General features: G+C 64.1%; 12 protein-coding genes and 3 tRNA genes. 13 read left to right on the top strand and 2 right to left on the bottom strand.

Annotation, left to right across the window (positions count from 1 at the left end; all coding sequences use genetic code 11):
* Positions 1-49 precede the first annotated feature (49 nt).
* The 10 genes from AC1A0G_RS11230 to AC1A0G_RS11185 all read left to right on the top strand — a co-directional run bounded on the left by AC1A0G_RS11230 (position 50) and on the right by AC1A0G_RS11185 (position 12,075).
* A complete protein-coding gene (locus AC1A0G_RS11230; protein WP_476529777.1) occupies positions 50-1,390 on the top strand; it encodes a hypothetical protein in 1,341 nt (446 codons plus the stop codon).
* A gap of 259 nt (positions 1,391-1,649) precedes the next feature.
* Entirely contained in the window at positions 1,650-1,943 is a 294-nt protein-coding gene (gene groES / locus AC1A0G_RS11225; RefSeq protein ID WP_163232868.1) for a co-chaperone GroES, read from the top strand.
* 188 nt (positions 1,944-2,131) lie between these two features.
* Positions 2,132-3,172 (top strand): AAA family ATPase, encoded by a 1,041-nt coding sequence (locus tag AC1A0G_RS11220; RefSeq protein WP_476529775.1) that lies wholly within the window; start codon positions 2,132-2,134, stop codon positions 3,170-3,172.
* 12 nt (positions 3,173-3,184) lie between these two features.
* On the top strand, positions 3,185-8,140 hold the full coding sequence (locus AC1A0G_RS11215) for a transglutaminaseTgpA domain-containing protein (protein WP_476529773.1): 4,956 nt from the start codon (positions 3,185-3,187) through the stop codon (positions 8,138-8,140).
* A gap of 104 nt (positions 8,141-8,244) precedes the next feature.
* Positions 8,245-8,325 (top strand) — tRNA-Tyr (locus AC1A0G_RS11210).
* Position 8,326: 1 nt separating this feature from the next.
* A tRNA-Thr gene (locus AC1A0G_RS11205) sits at positions 8,327-8,398 on the top strand.
* 4 nt (positions 8,399-8,402) lie between these two features.
* A tRNA-Met gene (locus tag AC1A0G_RS11200) sits at positions 8,403-8,476 on the top strand.
* 50 nt (positions 8,477-8,526) lie between these two features.
* On the top strand, positions 8,527-8,697 hold the full coding sequence (rpmG, locus tag AC1A0G_RS11195) for a 50S ribosomal protein L33 (RefSeq protein ID WP_152359166.1): 171 nt from the start codon (positions 8,527-8,529) through the stop codon (positions 8,695-8,697).
* 233 nt (positions 8,698-8,930) lie between these two features.
* Positions 8,931-10,172 (top strand): FAD-binding protein, encoded by a 1,242-nt coding sequence (locus tag AC1A0G_RS11190; RefSeq protein ID WP_476529771.1) that lies wholly within the window; start codon positions 8,931-8,933, stop codon positions 10,170-10,172.
* A gap of 400 nt (positions 10,173-10,572) precedes the next feature.
* Entirely contained in the window at positions 10,573-12,075 is a 1,503-nt protein-coding gene (locus AC1A0G_RS11185) for an amino acid permease (RefSeq protein ID WP_476529795.1), read from the top strand.
* Positions 12,076-12,309: 234 nt separating this feature from the next.
* Here the strand turns inward: AC1A0G_RS11185 and AC1A0G_RS11180 are convergent, their stop codons facing one another.
* A complete protein-coding gene (locus AC1A0G_RS11180) occupies positions 12,310-12,732 on the bottom strand; it encodes an HIT family protein (protein WP_476529770.1) in 423 nt (140 codons plus the stop codon).
* A gap of 244 nt (positions 12,733-12,976) precedes the next feature.
* On the opposite strand from AC1A0G_RS11180, the gene fdxA reads away from it, so the two are divergent.
* Together fdxA and AC1A0G_RS11170 are read left to right on the top strand one after the other, a co-directional pair.
* Complete coding sequence (gene fdxA, locus AC1A0G_RS11175; protein WP_151916205.1) at positions 12,977-13,297, top strand: ferredoxin; 321 nt, start codon at positions 12,977-12,979, stop codon at positions 13,295-13,297.
* Positions 13,298-13,525: 228 nt separating this feature from the next.
* The gene (locus AC1A0G_RS11170) at positions 13,526-14,794 is read left to right on the top strand and encodes an aminotransferase class I/II-fold pyridoxal phosphate-dependent enzyme (protein WP_476529768.1); all 1,269 of its coding nucleotides are present in this window, start codon (positions 13,526-13,528) and stop codon (positions 14,792-14,794) included.
* Between the two features lie 347 nt (positions 14,795-15,141).
* Here AC1A0G_RS11170 and dinB read toward each other — a convergent pair whose 3' ends face one another.
* Positions 15,142-16,437, bottom strand: coding sequence for a DNA polymerase IV (gene dinB / locus AC1A0G_RS11165; protein ID WP_476529766.1), 1,296 nt, complete (start codon positions 16,435-16,437; stop codon positions 15,142-15,144).
* 210 nt (positions 16,438-16,647) lie between these two features.
* Here dinB and AC1A0G_RS11160 point away from each other — a divergent pair, with 210 nt between their 5' ends.
* Positions 16,648-17,583: an EamA family transporter gene (locus tag AC1A0G_RS11160; protein WP_476529764.1), complete on the top strand. Its 936-nt coding sequence runs from the start codon at positions 16,648-16,650 to the stop codon at positions 17,581-17,583.
* Positions 17,584-17,944: the final 361 nt, after the last annotated feature.

Below are 17,944 nucleotides of genomic sequence, written 5' to 3'. Positions count from 1 at the left end.
CCCGAGCGGAATTCTCGATTTGTGCCCGGCCTCTCCTATTCTTAAGGGCATGGGTTACGAGTCGCTGAGCGCGGTGGTCGTGCTGGTGATCGTCGTGATCGTCATGGCCGGCTGGCTGCCTGCGCGGACGGCAAAGGGCATGAGAAAAGTGGCGGAGCACCGTCAGGACAAGTACTCGTCCTCCCTGCACCTGGTGGGCATGGAAGACGGCACGAGGTTCTCGGACGAGCATACGCCGCAGGCGAAAGGGATTATTATGCAGTCTGATCCGAAGTACACGGCAGAGCGGGTCGCCGAGGTGCGGCGGCTGCGTCGTGCCGCGATTCGCCGTCGTCGCATTCTCGTGCTGTCGTTGCTGGCCACCACCGTGGTGGTGCTCGCCGTGTCCTTCCCGCTCAAGTTCAGCCCGTTGTTCGCGCTGATCCCCGGTCTGCTGCTTGCCGTGACGGTTGCGTTGGGCGCCCGTGCGGCCGCCCAGGCGCGTGAATGGGAGCGCAAGGTCGCCGCGGCGCGTCGTGCCGCGAAGAAGAAGGCCAAGAAAGCGGCCGCCAACGTGGTGGTGGACGCCGCAAGTCTCGAACAGCTCGCCGCGCAGCAGGCGGCGCATGAGGTGTCGCAGAACCGTCACGACGAGCCGGTGACCGACGTGCTGGAGCAGCGTGAGATTCGTCGTGCGCTCGATCAGGCGCGCAAGGAGCAGGAACGTGCGTTCGCGGAACGCGAGGCGCGCAGGATCGCGCAGCGTGACGCGGTCAAGGCCGAGTATGCGTCGGTTGATGCGGCGGTGCGCGGCGTACCGAATGATGCCGCGCATGATGACGTTCGCAATGACAACGCTGGCATCGTGGTCGAGTCGACTGTGGACGCAACCGTTGTCACGACGGCCGATGCGACCGCTGACGCAACGGATGCCGCGCAGCCGGCCGCCGTTGATCAGATGACGAACCAGTCGGAGCCAGCGGATGAGACCAGCGAACTGGCCCACGTCAACCCGAGCCGTGCGCTGGACGCCTTCGACATGGCGTCCTCCTCGCCCGATCTCATCTCCTTCTCGCTTGGCTCGCCGCGCAACGGCGTCGATACGCCGGCAGAGGCCCCCGAAAGCCGCGAAATCAAGTCCACCAAGCAGGTCGCCAAGGCCATGCCGGTCGAACCGGTTGCGGAAACGGTCACCGAGACCGAGTCCGCGGCGAAAAACACTGTTGCTGAACCGTCTGTCCAAACCGCGGAACCGACTGTCGAGCCGGCCGCGGAACCTGCGTCCGATGCCGTCGCGGACGCCGAAGCCTTCCACCATGCGGAGGAACACGGCGACATCGATGCCCCGCAGGCCACCTCCGACTCGCTCGGACACGGACTTGAGGCGATCCTCGCGCGTCGTTCGGCCTGACCTCCACCCGCGCGGCATCCCCAATATCAGCAAGTCGCTGTCTTTCCACGGCTCTCTTCCATATCGAAGAGGGCCGTTTTCGTTCCCGAACCGCCATTTCTCTCTCAGCGTTAGCACTCGAGTTGGCAGAGTGCTAAAAACCGCGCTACGATGTGTACCAGCGCAAAGGAGAAGCGCGGCGAGTGATCGTCAGCCTCTCGTCCAGCGGTTCTCTGGCGCGGACATACTGGTTTTTACTAGATATACGAGGTGACCTACAGTGTCGATCAAGCTCACACCGTTGGAAGACAAGATCATCGTCAAGCAGGCCGCGGCCGAGACCAAGACCGCTTCCGGTCTGTACATCCCGGACAACGCCAAGGAGAAGCCGCAGCAGGGCGAAGTCCTGGCCGTCGGCCCGGGCCGCCGTGACGACAAGGGCGAGCGCATCCCGATGGACGTCAAGGTCGGCGACAAGGTGCTGTACTCCAAGTACGGCGGCACCGAAGTCCACTACGAGGGCGAGGACTACCTGATCGTCTCCGCTCGCGACATCCTCGCCATCCTCGGCTGAGATTCGCGCGCATAGCGCATTGTCGCGTCTGATCCCGTCTGGCACTCGCCGGGCGGGATTTTTCGTATCCGGCCGCCCCCGATGTTCCCATGTGTGGCGGTTGTGTCGCGTATGGTCCGCCCGCAGCGTAACGCCGCATCTCCGCTGTTATGCTGGACAGCAGATAATCGATGTTGATTGGGGGGCTCATGCAGGGTGGCGCACAGGCCGATGCGGTTGATCGGCAGAACGATTTTGACAATCCCGCTGCCATCGGCGCAACGGCGTCGACGCCCGGCACGGCACCGTCGGCCACGATTGCCTCGCTGGCCGATGCACTGGCCGGCGTGCTCTCGTGCTCGCGCGAGGTCATCGACTTGGCCATCACCACGTTCGTCGCGGGCGGCCACCTGCTGCTCGAGGACGTTCCCGGCGTCGGCAAAACCACGCTCGCCCGTGCGATGAGCATAGCGATCGGCGGCGAATCGCGGCGCATCCAGTTCACCCCGGACCTGCTGCCGTCCGATCTGACCGGCGTGAGCGTCTACTCGCAAGGCACAGGCCGTTTCGACTTCCATCCCGGCCCGCTGTTCGCGAACATCGTCATCGCCGACGAGGTGAACCGCGCGAATCCGAAGGCCCAATCCGCGATGCTCGAAGCGATGGGGGAGCGCCAGATCAGCGTCGACGGGTCCACGCACGCGCTGCCCGACCCGTATTTCGTAGTCGCCACGCAGAACCCGATCGAGCTCGAGGGCACGTATCCGCTGCCCGAAGCGCAGCTCGACCGCTTCATGGCATGTACGAGCTTCGGCTATCCGAGCGCGGCCGCCGAATCCGCGATGCTCACCGGCGCGCACATGCTGCGCCCGCTGGAAGGGCTTGCACAGGTCTGCTCGACCGACGACGTGCTCGCGATCCGCCGCGCCGCCGAACAGGTGAGCCTCAGTACCGCCGTGGCCGACTACATCGTCGCGCTCGTCGCGGCCACGCGCACGATGGGCGGCGTCAAATACGGCGCATCGCCGCGCGGCAGCCTCCACCTGGCCGCGATGGCACGGGCGCACGCGCTCGCTGCCGGCCGCATGTTCGTCACGCCCGACGATGTGCAAACGCTCGCCGTGCCGGTGCTCGCGCATCGCCTGGTGCTCGACAACGCCGGGTACGGATTCTCCTCGATGGATCGCGCGCGCCGGCTCGTCGCCGATCTGGTCGACACGGTCGCCGTACCGCGCCCTGACCGGCTCTGAACGGGGGTAACCATGCCTCGCCAGTCCAGACAGCCTCGCCAGACCCGTCAGCGCGACCGTTCGCGTTCCCAGCGTCCCCGTCATTGGCGTACGCGCGGCGCGATACGGCCCGGTGCGGCCGGCATCGCCGCAATCGTATTCGCCGCCGGATTCTGGTTCATGGGCCTGCTGCTGGACGACCGCGCGCTTATGGCCGCCGCAGTCGCGGTAACGTTGGCATTCTGCTGTTCGCTGCTGCTCGCCGTCGTGCAATGGCGACTTGTGAAGCGGTACGGCGTTGCGCTGATCGACGAGCGCCGTGGTCGCGTTGATGTGCCGCGATCGGCTGCGCCGGTCACCAAACTGTTGTTGCCGCGCACGATGCGCGTCCGCAGCCAGTACGAGCGGATCGATCAGGACGGTCGGGTCGTCTCCCGCATCGTCGGCCGTGTCGACGCATCGCGCGGCCTGTACCGGCACGCGTCCGTGTTCGTGCGCTGGCATGACCCATTCGGCCTGTGGTCGGCGTCGCGCGTGCTGCCGGCCGGCGACGAACAGGTCATCCTGCCCGACACGCCCGAACAGCCGGCCGCCGGTCAACGTATGGCCGACCATCGGCTGCAGGGACTGACACAGTCCGAAAACACGGGCGGCGTGCGCACGTACACACCCGGCGACCCGCCGAAACTCATCTCATGGAAGGCCACCGCGCATCGCGGCGAGCTCATGACCCGCGAAACCGGCCGTGACATACGCGTCTCCACGATCGTCATGCTTGATACGCGATCGGCCGGAATCACGGACGCGCAGGTCGACGCGCAGGTCGAACAGGTGCTGCCGCTGCTGGAGTCGACGTCGATGGATTACCGGCTGATCGTGACGGACGGCGTGCGGTTCGCGGACGATGCCGAGGATTGCGCGCGGTTGCTGGCCGCCATGTCGCCTATTGCGACGGGCGATGGCGCGGTTGAACAGACGCGAGCCGGTAACACGTTGGGTCCCGGTGCGGAGCATGACAGTACGTCTGACGGCGCGGTGACGGACGCGCCGGATACGAGTAGCGCGCCCGACCGGCTTGCCGCCCACGTGGCCGAGATCGTCGTGCGGCAAACCGGCGTGGTCGGCGTGCGGCTGCTTACGCCGAATCCGCAAGGCGAGCTGGCCGCCGCCCTGCGCCAATCCATCGGTTCCGACCGTCTGCGTGTCGTCCAAACAGCCGCATCGTCCTCTGTCATGTCGAACGGGGTCGCAGCCGGAGCCGAGCAATCTTCGCAAACCAAGCAGCGTGCCGCGGAACGGAAGATTTCTCGACTCGCTTCGCTCGCTCGAAATGACAGGAGAGAAAGGAGTTCGCTCGCTCGAAATGACAACGGGATTGCATTCGTTCGCAATGGCGAAAGGAACGAGACTGTCATTTCGAGCGAAGCCGGAGTCGAGAAATCTTTCATCGCCCCCATCTCCCGCGCCCTTACCGCGGCAGCGCTGCTCGTCTTCTTCGAACTGTCGATCACCTCGCTCACCGGACTGATCGCCTCCACCGGATACTGGCCGTGGTTCGCCTTCGCCGCGCTCGCCGTCGTCGCCGTCGAATCGAACATCCCCTCCCGATCCCGACTGCGCTACGCCATCCGCACCGCATCCGTCGTCATCGCGACCCTCATCGCAGCCGCGGTCCTCGCCGTCGTCCGCATCCGGGACATATCGCAACTGTGGCTGTTCGACTCCGCCGCATTCCGCCGCGTCAACGCCGAAGCCGCCGCCAATGCGGCACGCAACGCCACAGGACCGGTCACCAACGTCGCGCAGGTCACGCCGCTCGGCATCGTCCAGGGCATCCTCGACCGCGGATTCAGCTCGATCGACTCGCAGCTGCCGCCGATCACCGTCGACGAATCCGGCGACATCATCCTGATCCTCGCGGTCGCGATCGTCGTCATCGCCGTCCGGCTCATCCTGATCGCCCGTCGCACGGCGCCGGCATTCGCGGCCCTGCCGGTCATCACGTTCGCGTCGAACTACGCGCTGATCGGCCGCCAGACCGACTGGTGGCAGATCGCGCTGGTCACGGTCATGTTCCTGATCGCGCTCTGGCAAACCCGCCCCGAGCGAACGTTCGCACCCACGCCGGCCGCCGTCACCGCCGTTATCACCGCGGTCACGCTCGCCCTGACCACGCCGGCCGTCGGACTGGCCGAAGCCGTGCCCATGTCGTTCGGCGACTCCACGGGACTGCTCTCAGCCAACACGATCAACCCGATGATCGACCTCAAACGTTCGCTGCAAGCCGGCTCCGACTCCACCGTGCTCACCTACCGCGCGGCGAAACGCACCTACCTGCGCATGACCACGCTCGACGACTTCAACGGCGACACATGGAGCTTCGACGAGGCGCTCGCCAAAGACGCGAACCTGTACGGCTCCGGCATCCAGCTCGGCCTCGACTCGAGCAACATCATGTCGGACGACGACCGGTACCGCAACGCCGACGACCCGCTGTCGTACTACCTGTACATGGGGTATCTGGGCATGTACGAGACCGCGGCGGACAGTACGGGCACAGGCAACTCCTACGAATACGACCCCACCGGCCCCGGATATCGCAACGGTTCCGGTACGGGTGCCGGAACCGGCATCTCGGGCAGCGGGGGCGCGGCCATGTACTTCGGTTCCTCGGGATACGCCGACATGACCAGCATCACCATCGAAACGCTCAGCTCGCGCTTCCTGCCTGTGCCCGGCGTCACCAACTCGCTGATGAACGGTGTCGGCGGACTCGGCGCCGACTGGTATCAGGCCGGCTCCACGATCTACAGCCGCAAAGCCACCACCACGCAGAACATGAACTACCGTGCGCTCGGCATCGGTCTGCAGCCGATCACGTCGACCGGCGGCTTCTCCCAAATCGGCGACGTCCACGACATCCAGCAGAAGCTCACGGAAGCGGCGAAGGACAACACGGTTCCGTGGTCGCAGCGCACCGCCGCGCGCGAACAGGCCATTGCAAGCGGCGTGGCCGAGCGGCACGGCCAGTGGCTCGTCATGCCGCTCGAGATCCACTCCTCCGGCACCTCCTCCAACGTTGCGGAAGTCGGCGACGATGTGGTCGACAGTCAGGGAACCGTCGTCGGCGATGTGTCGGGGATCTCCGGCTATATCGGCCACGGCGACGCGGTCCCGACGCCCACATATTCGCTGGAATTCAGCGATTCGTTCCTTACGAAATACGGCATCGGATCGGACGAGGCGATCAGCGTCATGTACGGCGAGGGCGGTGGCATCGCGGTGGCGATGGTGATCGACGAGCCGGATATCACGGCGGACAGTGCCGCGGATGGCTCTTCGGATGGTTCCGATTCCGCGGGCGACGGTACGCAGGCCGACGATATGAGTGGCACCGACTCGTCTCAAGATACGGTGGACAATCTGAACAGTGATACGAACGAACTGGGCGGCACCACGGATCGATCCACGATGAACTGGTACACGAAGGGACTCACCCAGCTGTACGAGGATCTCGGGTACAACATGCTGTCCATCAGCAGCAACGTGCAGCGGCAGGCCGAGTACGCTCGCATGGCGCTGAGAGCAGTGCAGGAGATGGACCGGGATGTCGCGTCGAAGTACCGCACGTTTCCTGACGACCTGCCCGCGAACGTGACCGCGCTCGTTCGGCAGGCCAAGGCCGACGGCGTCGCGACCGACGGCGACGGCTACGACCATCAGGTCGCCGCGATGCGCTGGCTGGTCGACTACTTCACGAACCCCGCCAACGATTTCGTGTACTCGCTCAACGCGCCCGACGGCAACGGCCGCTCGAACCTCGCCGTGATCAACGATTTCCTCGACTCGCGTTCCGGCTACTGCACGCATTACGCGTCGGCGCTCGCCGTGCTGGGGCGCGCGATGGGCGTGCCGACACGCATGGTGATGGGCTACAACGCGGGCGTCGGGAAGGCGAATTCGGATGGTCGGTTCGAGGTTGCGGCCAAGCAGCTACATGCGTGGGTCGACGCGTACATCGACGGGGTCGGCTGGGTGCCGTTCGACGTGACGCCCGCGACGACCGAGAACGGCAGTGCGGCGGAAGGCAGCACGACAACGGCCGGTACCGCGGATGGAACCGGCGATTCGGTTACGACGACGATCACACCGGACTCGACCGGTACGGATGCGAACGGCAGCGGGTCGGATTCTTCGGATACGAACTCGTCCGATACGCAGGATGAGGCGAACTCGGATGGTTCGCAGTCCGACGGCGCATCGCAGTCCGGTTCCGCGTCGGCCGATGCGCGGCAGACGGGACCGTGGTGGAACCGACTGGAATTGCCCAAGTGGCTGGCGATCACGCTGTGGGTGCTGGGCGGCGTGCTGCTGCTGGTTGGGCTGGCTGCGATTCCGGCGGTTGCGCGGGCGTTGCGGCGGCGCAGGAGACTGCGGCTGATCGGTGGCGCTGGTTCGGGTGGCGGCTCTGGTGACGGTTCGGGCGGTGGCTCTGACGGTGCTGCTGGCAGGGCTGATTCCCGCGCGTGGCTGGCCGCTTGGTCGGAGATCTGCGATACGGCATGGGATGCCGGCGTGCGCTGGCGTCCGTCCGACACCGAGCGCGCGATCGCCGCGCGGATCGCCGACGCGATCGATGCCGCCGAATCATCCGTGCCTATCAAACAGAACGATTCCGTCTCTCCTGTCATTGCGAGCGAACAAGATCCCTTCGTCATTTCGAGTGAGCGAAGTTCCCATGTCATTTCGAGCGAGCGAAGCGAGTCGAGAAATCCCTCCCTTGCCCACTCGCTCACCGACATCGCCGATCAGGTGACCGCCATCGCATTCGGCGTGTCGCCGCAGCCGATCGCGTCGGCATCCGGTCTGCGTGAGTCCGTCGCCGCTGTGCTGAACGGTCTGAAGACGGCCCGAAAACGTCTTCCGATCCACATTCGAGCGAAGTTTCTTCTACTGCCGCCATCGCTATTCCATCGACAAAACCGTTGAAATTACTTGCGACACGCCGTAATTGCGCTCGACTTGCATTCGGCGCCGAGCCATGGCATATTATTCGAGTTGCCGATTGCGGCCCCGGTCGCTTGAGACAACATGGCGGATTTCCCAAGCGGTCAAAGGGAACTGACTGTAAATCAGTCGCTTCGGCTTCAGTGGTTCGAATCCACTATCCGCCACGCCCCGATAGCTCAGTGGTAGAGCACTTCCTTGGTAAGGAAGAGGTCGTGAGTCCAATTCTCACTCGGGGCTCTCTGGCGGGATAGCTCAGCTGGCTAGAGCGTACGACTCATAATCGTAAGGTCAAGAGTTCGAGTCTCTTTCTCGCTACAAATATCGGCAGAACGGCCGATGGACAACGAACACAAGAGGTGAACCAAATGGCAAGCAAGAGCGCCGAGATCCGTCCGGGCATCACGCTGGCATGCACCGAGTGCAAGGAGCGTAACTACATCACGACCAAGAACCGTCGTAACACGCCGGATCGTCTTGAGCTGAAGAAGTTCTGCCCGCGCTGCGGCAAGCAGACCGTGCACCGCGAGACCCGCTGAGCCGTTTCGCACCAATCTTTCCAAACCCGACCTCCCCGGTCGGGTTTTTTGTTTTTCCGCTCCCCCTCCGCTCCGTTCCGCTTCCAAAAGAAGTCATGCGAACGATATGCGTTACGTGAGTGGTGCGGATGGGTATATGTATCGTGACCGTAAGACTCGGCCGAGCGGCCCGGAGCGTGTCACGATACATATACCCATCCGCACCACGTCAAAGGGGCAGTACCATAGATCGCATGACTTCTTTTGCGGATATCACCACTATCGGTGTGGGCGGCCACATCGCCCGTTTCGTAGAACCCACGTCGCGTGTCGGCGTCATCGAAGCCGTCGAGGACGCGGATTCCAAGGGTCTGCCGCTGTGCGTGATCGGCGGCGGCTCCAACATGCTGGTTGCCGACGCGCCGTTCAACGGCGTGGTCGTACGCGACGCGCGCCGGCGCATCACCGTGCCCGACGAGGCCGCACCGGTCGAGAACGGCGAGCGCATCGTGCATGTCAACGCCGAAGCCGGCTGCAACTGGGATGATTTCGTCGCGTTCACCGTCGAACTTGGTCTGGAAGGCGTCGAGGGCCTGTCGGGTATTCCCGGCACGGTCGGCGCGTCGGTCGTGCAAAACATCGGCGCATACGGCCAGGAGGTCGCGTCCACGGTCGAATCCGTGGAGGTCTGGGATCGTCGCGACAAGAAGACGTTGGACATCCCGGCTACCGGCATGGGATTCGGCTATCGCATGAGCAAACTCAAGGCGAGCATGTATGCGGCTCCGGCCACGCCGGCCGGCGAGTTCTTCCCGACGCCTCGGTATGTTGTGCTGTCGGTCACGTTCGCGCTGCGTCACAGCGCGATGGGCACGGTCGGCTACGGCCAGTTGGCGAAGGCGCTGGGCGTCGAGGTGGGAGACCGGTTGGAGACGAAGACGATCCGTAACGCGGTGCTCAAGGTCCGCGCGGCCAAGGGCATGCTCGAGGATGCGGGCCGATACGGGAATCCGGCGATGGCGGGCACCAAGCGTGCCGACCAGATCGCGATCGCGCAGCACGCGCAGGCGACCGCGGCAACTGGATCTTCCACATCCAGTGACCATACGGATGCCGAATCGACTCGGCTCGTGCCTGACTACAACCGTCATAGCTGCGGCAGCTTCTTCATGAACCCGATTCTGAGCGTTGACGCGGCGGCTGCTCTTCCCGAAGACGCGCCGCGTTTCGATGCGACCTTGCCTGACGGCGCGCCGGGCGTCAAGACCTCGGCCGCGTGGCTCATCGACCATGCCGGCTTCCATAAGGGGTTCAAGGTGTCCGCGGATTCGCCCGTCGGCCTGTCCACCTTGCACACGCTTGCCTTGACCAATCGTGGGGGAGCGGCCGCCTCCGACATCGCCGCCCTTGCGCGCACCGTTCAGGATGGCGTCGAAGCGGCGTTCGGAGTTCGGCTTGTTCCCGAACCGGTCGTCATCGGCATCGACCTGCGGTAATGCCCTCTTTCATGGCATAACCCGGTGCGCCGGGACGTGGTTTGATGATCGAGAGGCGGATTCTGGACTTTGCCGAGGTCGGTTTGACGATCGAGAGGCTGCTCAAGGAGCATAATCGACTGAATCCGCTGGAATAATGTGCTCTGGCGGGCCATGGACGCTTGCACAGAGCCTCTCGATCGTCAAACCGACCTCGGCAGCAACGGAAATCAGCCTCTCGATCGTGCAACTGGCTGTCGCCTCCGAGCCTTTATCGTCGTCTCGGTCTCGTTTCGCGCTGGTGACTGCCGCGAGACCCACTCTTGCGCGATGTAACACGTTTCGCTTATGCTCGAGTGTTGATAATCAGGCGGCCACCGGTCGCAACGACGCCGACAGAGAAGAGGCGAAGCGCATGACCATGCATATATTCCGCACGAAATCGGTCGAGCAGACCATTGCCGAAACCGGCGAGGAAGGCCGCTCGCTCAAACGCAATCTCACATGGTGGGATCTGTCCATCATGGGCGTGGCCGTCGCGGTCGGCGCGGGCATCTTCTCGGTCGGCGCTCAGGCCGCCGCGTTCCACGCCGGCCCGGCCGTCATCATCAGCTTCCTCATCGCCGGCGTCGTGTGCGGCGCGGCCGTCATGTGCTATGCGGAATTCGCGTCCATGATCCCGGTCGCCGGCTCCGCCTACACGTTCACCTACACCACGGTCGGCGAGATCATGGCATGGGTGATCGGCTGGGACCTCATCCTCGAAATGCTCATGGCCGGCTCGGTCATCAGCAAATACTGGGGCGTGTACCTCAACGACTTCATGCGGCTCATGGGCTGGAACGCGAACACGAACCTCACGTTCGGCTCGTTCCACATCGACATCGCGCCGATCATCATCGTCGCGTTCTTCACCACGCTGCTCGTGTTCGGCACGAAGATCGGCGCCCGCGTCGACGGCGCGATGACCGTGCTCAAGATCGCCATCGTCTTCTTCGTCGTCATCGTCGGCTTCTTCTACGTCAAGGCGTCGAACTTCACGCCGTTCATCCCGCCGGCCGAACCCGCGTCCGCCGTGTCCGGCTCGATGGTCACCGGCGAGATGACCCAGCCGCTGTGGCAGTTCCTCACCGGCATGACCCCGAGCGTGTACGGCGTGCCGGGCATTCTGTCGGGCGCGGCGCTCGTGTTCTTCGCGTTCATCGGCTTCGACGTGGTCGCCACCGCGTCCGAGGAGACCATCAACCCGAAGAAGAACGTGCCGCTCGGCATCGGCGTGGGCATGGCGCTGATCATCATCATGTACATGCTCGTCGCGATCGTGACCACCGGCATGGTCTCGTACAAGGATCTCGCCGCGCAGGACAGCCCGTCGCTGGCCACCGCGTTCGAGCTGGTGGGCGCGAACTGGGCCGCGAAGATCATCAGCTTCGGTATCGTGCTGGGTCTCGCGACCGTGGTGATGGTGCTGCTGCTCGGACTGACGCGCGTCGTGTTTGCGATGAGCCGCGACGGTCTGCTGCCGCGAGGGCTCTCGAAGACCGGCAAGCATGGCACGCCGGCCGCGCTGCAGATCTGCGTGGGCGTCGTAGTCGCGCTGGTCGCCGCGTTCTTCGACATCGGCGTGCTGAGCGACATGGTGAACATCGGCACGTTGTCCGCGTTCACGTTGGTCGCGATCTCCATCCCGATCATGCGCATGAAGCGTCCGGAGCTGCCGCGCGCGTTCAAGATGCCGGGCAACCCGTGGGTGCCGATTCTCATCGCGCTCGCGAACCTGTGGCTGATGCTGAACCTGAGCGTGCTCACATGGGTGCGGTTCGTGGTATGGCTGCTCGTCGGCTTCTGCGTGTACTTCGGTTACAGCTACCGTCACGCGCGCCTTGGCACCGGCGAACTGGATCTCGAGACGGCTGCGGCCTGACCATATCTCGGTTTATGCATTAACCTGCTGATGGCTCCCCGCTGAGGGGAGCCATCAGTGTATCTGACCGCTGGTTATGTTCTGATACCGTTCGCAAGAAGCGGTCGGCGAGGTGACTCGTGGGGCGGCTTTGGCCACTTCTTGGGATGATCTACAACACTGATGGGGAGTGTGTGAGCGTTTGCATCTGCGTCGTGCGCGTTCCTACCTGATTGTCCTGTCAGTTACTACCACTCACAGTTGCGCGATGATCTGCTGCGCGAGCTGCGTGTACTCCGACTCGCCCAGCGTGACGCGCTTCGGATTCATCGCGAACGTGCTACCCCATTCGAAGTCGTCGTCGCGGTACTTCGGCACGAGGTGGAAGTGCAGATGGTGACCGGTGTCGCCGTATGCGCCGTAGTTGATCTTGTCCGGGTGGAAAGCCTCGTGCAGCGCCTTCGCCACATGGCTCACGTCCGCGAAGAACGCGTTGCGTTCCTCGTCGCTCAGTTCCACGATCTCGCTGACGTGATGCTTCGACGCGACGATCACGCGGCCACGATGGCTCTGCTCCTTGAACAGCACGACCTTGCTGGCCGGCAGTTCGGCGATCTTGATGCCGAACTCGTCGAGCAGCGGTCCTTCGTCGCAGTATGAACAGGCTTCGTGACTCATGATGATCCTTTCGCGATGGTGTGCCGATTAGGCGTTGTTTCCGCGGCCATCATATGGTCGAAGGCTCGCAGTGCGGCGCGGATTGCCGGTTTTTGCAACGCCTGACAGATGCGCGAGATGCCGTCTTTGGGTATCTTGAGGCTTTTTGTGGGCGGCATCGCGGGCCGGCGCGGGCCGACGGCCGACGCCGTACGCGTCCCGCCGCAGGACTATCGTGGTATGCGATAAAAACGAAGGAGAAACCATGCCATACGTTGTCGCTCAGCCTTGCGTGGACGTCAAGGACAAGGCCTGCGTGGACGAGTGCCCGGTCGATTGCATTTACGAGGGTTCCCGTTCGCTGTACATCAACCCGAACGAGTGCGTCGACTGCGGCGCGTGCGAGCCGGTCTGCCCGACCGAGGCGATCTTCTACGAGGATGATCTGCCGGAGGAGTGGGCATGGTACAAGGACGCCGCGGTGAACTTCTTCGCCGAGGTCGGCGATTTCGGCGGTGCCTCCGCGCACGGCCCGATCGGCAAGGACCCCGAGCAGGTCGCCGCGTTGCCTCCGCAGAACCAGTGAGATAGCAGCCGAACCGATTCTCGTATGATGGCCGTCGCCTCGTGCGCCGGCCATTTTTGTATGCACATACCTTGACTTTGTCTTCCGGGGGGGGGTTGTCTGTGGGCGTGCCGGGAATATCGGACATGGTCATCCGTTCCCTCTTGGAGGAGGAATCGCCAGCACGGCCGACTAGGCTAGGGGTGCCAGTCGTCATCCTCATCCGTCTGCCTATCAAAGGAGCATCACATGGGTTTCCACGAATTCGCCTCGCCGTATGACTGGTCGCGCATCGCCGCCTACAAGCGCACCGCGAAGGCCGCGTTCGGCGGCATGATCGACCTGTCGGTCGGCTCTCCTGTCGATCCGGTGCCTGACCCGGTGCGCAAGGCGCTGGCCGTCGCCGCCGACGATCCGAACGCCTACGGATACCCGGCCACCGTTGGCACGCCCGACCTGCAGGCCGCGATCGCCGAATGGTTCCGCGACTGCCGCGGCGTCGACCTCGCTGCCGTCAACGCCTCTGTGGTGCCCACGGTTGGTTCCAAGGAGGCCGTGGCCCTGATGGCGTCGCTGCTGCACTTGGGCGAAGGCGACGTGGTCGTGCAGCCGGCCGTATCCTACCCAACGTACGAGATCGGCACGCAACTGGCCGGCGCGACCGTGCTCAAGGTCGACGACGTGGCCGACGTGGACTCGTGGCGGCACGTGCCAGGCGTGCGTGCGGTATGGGTTAACTCGCCGTGCAACCCGACCGGCAAGATGCTGTCCGCCGCGCAGATGGCCGGCATCGTGACCGCGGCACGCGAGATCGGCGCCGTAGTGCTCTCCGACGAATGTTATGCGTTGATGACTTGGGGTCAGGACTCCAATCGTGCGGCCGGCGAGACTGCGTTTGCTGCCGTTCCCTCAGCTGTCGCGTCCGCCGCTATGCCTTCGTCCGCCGTACCCGCGTCCATGCCCACGCCGGTGTCTGCGACGACTTCTCGCCATGAGCCGTCTTCGCTCGGCCTGCCAGCCGCGCCGTGCGCGTTGAACGCCGAAGTATGCGGCGGCTCCGCACAGGGCGTGCTCGTGCTGTATTCACTGAGCAAGCAGTCCAATATGGCCGGCTACCGTACCGCGTTCATCGCCGGCGACCCCGAACTCGTCACGCCGATGACCGCCTATCGCAAGCAGATCGGCCAGATCATCCCCGGCCCGGTGCAGGCCGCGATGGCTGCCGGACTGCGCGACCACGAGTCGGTCCGCCGTCAGCATGACCGGTACCGCAATCGTCTCGGCATTCTGGTCAGTGCATTGCGCGCCTACGGATACGCCACCAACATGCCTGACGGTGCGCTGTACGTCTGGGTCAAAGCCAAGTCCGGAGACTGCTGGAAGGACATGGCCGCGCTCGCCGAAATCGGCATCATCGCCAGCCCGGGCGAGTTCTACGGAGCGCCGCAGTATCTGCGATTCTCCGCCACCGCCACCGACGAAGCCATCGCCGACGCCGCCGAGCGTCTCGCCCGTTAGGCTCACCGCATCTCGGGCCGACGGTTCCGTGCGCCCGCCAACTTGGTGGCGTCTCGCCTGTCGACCTGACCGCTAGCCTTATCCCTTCCTCATACGGGAGGGATAAGGCCGGTGCATGACCTAACGGGGCGTGTGACTTGTCCTTCGTTCGTGCGGAGACACGCTTTTCGCATGCCGAGCAAGGCTTGCGTGCCTACTCATCCTTCTCGCATGCGGGAGATACGGCCGGCGATCGGCTGATCGAAGCCTCCTCAATGCCGTGAGTCTGCATGCTCCTATCGAATCCGTGCCGCGTCTGCTAGCGCACTTCCCACGAATGCCCGCTCCGCAAGCTCTCAGTCCCGGCTCTACAACCCCAAGCTGGCCGCCTTGCTCCCGTACTTGCGCCTCACCGCATCAAGCGCTTGTTCCGCTCCACGCAAGCGCTCGGCATGAGTCCCGCCCAGCCCATCACCTCCTTTCGCGTCCGCAATGGTCTGCTCCTCCAACAGGTCGTCCAGTGTCGGCTGCACCTCCAATCCGGCCGATTCGGCCAATCCACTCGCGCTCATGCCCGCCAGTCGTATCTCGCGCGGCAACGGTGCGTCATCGCCGCTCCGCTCCGGCATACCGAGCATCGCGCGCAGCAGTCGTACGGTCTGCGGGTACAGGGCGCTCGCGGTATCGACCGCCCTGTCCATCGTATGGGACTTCGTCATATAGCTCAGGTCCGCGAACCGCAGCTTCACCGTCACCGTCCGAGCCGACAGTCCTCGTCGCCGCAACGAACTCGCCACTTCGTCGCAGCATCGTCGCAACAGTCCGCACACCTGCCGCGCGTCCCGCGTGTCCTGCTCGAACGTACGCTCCGCCCCGATCGACTTCTCCTGCGTGTACGGCGTCACCACCCGTCCGTCCACGCCATGCGAAGCCGCGATCAGCCCGCGCGCCAACGTTTCCGATCCGCATGCCCTAACCAGCATGGCCTCGTCCGTGGCCGCCAGATCGACCACCGTGTTCACGCCCCACGTCGTCAGCCGTTTCTCCAGTGCCGGACCGATTCCCGGAATGCCACGCAACGGCATCATCTGCACGAATTCAGCGTGCCTGGCCAGCGGAATCAGCAGCATGCCGTCCGGTTTCGCATTGGTCGACGCCATCTTCGCCACCAATTTGTTCGATGCAATGCCCACCGAGCATGTCACGTGGTATCGCGCGGCCACCTCACGCCGTATCCACGCGCCGATCACGCTCGGCCGTTCCCAGCGCAGCAGCGCGCCGGACACGTCCATGTAGCACTCGTCCACCGACACCTGTTCGATGCGGTCGGTGATCTGCGAGAACACCTCCGAAAAGATGCGGTGCGACATCATCCGGTAGTACTTCATGTCCACCGGCAAGAACACGCCGTCCGGGCATAACTGGCGCGCCCGGGCCGACGGCATCGCCGAATTGATGCCGTACCGCCGCGCCTCATAGCTCGCGGCGGACACCACCGAGCGAGGGCCGGTCCCGATAATCACGGGCCTGCCCTTGAGCTCGGGATGCCGTGCCACTTCCAACGATGCGTAGAACGCATCCATGTCGATGTGCAGCACCGTGCATCCGGTCTCGTCGTGCCCCCAATCTCGCTTGGCGGCGGCCAGCCTCGGTGCAGTGCTCATGACGACAGCATAGCGCAAGGCTAGAACAAATGTTCGACTGTTGTGTGTTGCATGGAATCAAGCCATTCTCGATCGCGTGGCGGCGTGCGGCGCGCTCGCGAACGGCCTGGCGCCGTCTCCACGCAATCCGTGATGAACGTGCAATGCAAAACCCGGCAAAACCGCCGAACCATTACGTTGCGCCACAATCCGCGAGTAGGCTGAGCAATCATGAAGAGAGCAGTACTTGACATCCTGAACCGCGTGCCGGTGTTCCTCGTCGTGATGGGGGAGGCCGTGGTCATCTACCTCGCCACGGCCATCGCGAAGGTCGCGTTCACGCAGCTCGACCCGTTGTACGCCGTGTGGTATCGCGTCGGTTTCATGGCCGTGATGCTGCTGGCATGGCGTCGTCCGTGGCGTGCCGCGAAACGCCGTCACCTGCCGCACGACCTGCCCGGTTGGGCGATCGTCGTCGGCTGCGGCATCGCGGTCGTGCTCATGAACACGATGTTCTACGTCGCCATCAGCAACATGGATATGGGCATCGCGGTCGCGATCGAATTCATGGGTCCGCTGTCGGTGGCCGTGATCACCGGTCGCAGCTGGCGCGAACGGCTCGGTATCTGCATCGCCGCGTGCGGCGTGGTGCTGCTCGCCGGCGTGTCGCTGGCCGGTGCGTCGAGCAGCCACTTCCTGATCGGCCTGATCGCGATCCTCGTCGGCGGATCGATGTGGGGCGTGTACATCGTGCTCGGCCGCAAGGTCGCCTCGCGCGGCAACTCGCTCGACAATCTGTGCGTGAGCATCGCGATCGGCTGGGTGCTGCAGTCGCTCGTGCTCGGACCGGGCGCGGTCGAACATGTGATCCGGCCGAAGGCGAGCGCCACGTGGGCGGCGGCTTCCGACGGTGCATGGAAGCTGCTCGGGTTGCTGTTCCTGATTTCGATGCTTGCGTCGTTCATTCCGTACATGGTCGACCAGGTGGTGATGCGGCGCACCACGTCCGGCGCGTTCTCGGTGATGCAGTCGATCAACCCGGCCGTCGCGGTGGGCGTCGGCCTTGCGTTCGGTGAGATTCCGAGCGTGTGGGAGTGCCTCGGCGTGGCGTTGGTGATCGTCGCCGTGATCGTCACGTTCTCCGGCGATCAGGCTCCGGCCAAGTGATGTGATATCGGGGTTGATCGCGGTTCGCGTGATGTTCGGGCTAGTTGGGTGACGATAGTGGCAGAAACATCACGCCAGCCTGCCCGTTTGCGTGATGTTTGAGTGATTGATGGGGTTGTGATAGCCGCAATGTCACGCTTGCGCATCGGTTTGCGTGATGTTTTGGCGGGTATCGTGGCGGCGATAGCAGCAATGTCACGCAAGACACTTCTTTTGCGTGATATTTTGGCGATTAGCGAGGCCGTGGTAGCGGTAGTGCCCGAGATCTTGCGCACTTTGGTCTTCGTCCGTCCCTGTGACGATGATCAGTTCGCTGCTGGTACGGTCTCACCGAGTCGGGACATGTCGAGGTAGCGTCGTG

Source organism: Bifidobacterium sp. LH_230, assembly GCF_056357555.1.
Note: the sequence above shows the minus strand (reverse complement) of the source record. Positions and strands in the feature narration are given on the sequence as shown.

Excerpts from the sequence above, each read along its gene's own strand:
- AC1A0G_RS11230 (WP_476529777.1), top strand. The coding sequence starts at position 50 with ATGGGTTACGAGTCGCTGAGCGCGGTGGTCGTGCTGGTGATCGTCGTG.
- AC1A0G_RS11220 (WP_476529775.1), top strand. The coding sequence starts at position 2,132 with ATGCAGGGTGGCGCACAGGCCGATGCGGTTGATCGGCAGAACGATTTT.
- AC1A0G_RS11215 (WP_476529773.1), top strand. The coding sequence starts at position 3,185 with ATGCCTCGCCAGTCCAGACAGCCTCGCCAGACCCGTCAGCGCGACCGT.
- rpmG (WP_152359166.1), top strand. The coding sequence starts at position 8,527 with ATGGCAAGCAAGAGCGCCGAGATCCGTCCGGGCATCACGCTGGCATGC.
- AC1A0G_RS11190 (WP_476529771.1), top strand. The coding sequence starts at position 8,931 with ATGACTTCTTTTGCGGATATCACCACTATCGGTGTGGGCGGCCACATC.
- AC1A0G_RS11185 (WP_476529795.1), top strand. The coding sequence starts at position 10,573 with ATGCATATATTCCGCACGAAATCGGTCGAGCAGACCATTGCCGAAACC.
- AC1A0G_RS11180 (WP_476529770.1), bottom strand. The coding sequence starts at position 12,732 with ATGAGTCACGAAGCCTGTTCATACTGCGACGAAGGACCGCTGCTCGAC.
- fdxA (WP_151916205.1), top strand. The coding sequence starts at position 12,977 with ATGCCATACGTTGTCGCTCAGCCTTGCGTGGACGTCAAGGACAAGGCC.
- AC1A0G_RS11170 (WP_476529768.1), top strand. The coding sequence starts at position 13,526 with ATGGGTTTCCACGAATTCGCCTCGCCGTATGACTGGTCGCGCATCGCC.
- dinB (WP_476529766.1), bottom strand. The coding sequence starts at position 16,437 with ATGAGCACTGCACCGAGGCTGGCCGCCGCCAAGCGAGATTGGGGGCAC.
- AC1A0G_RS11160 (WP_476529764.1), top strand. The coding sequence starts at position 16,648 with ATGAAGAGAGCAGTACTTGACATCCTGAACCGCGTGCCGGTGTTCCTC.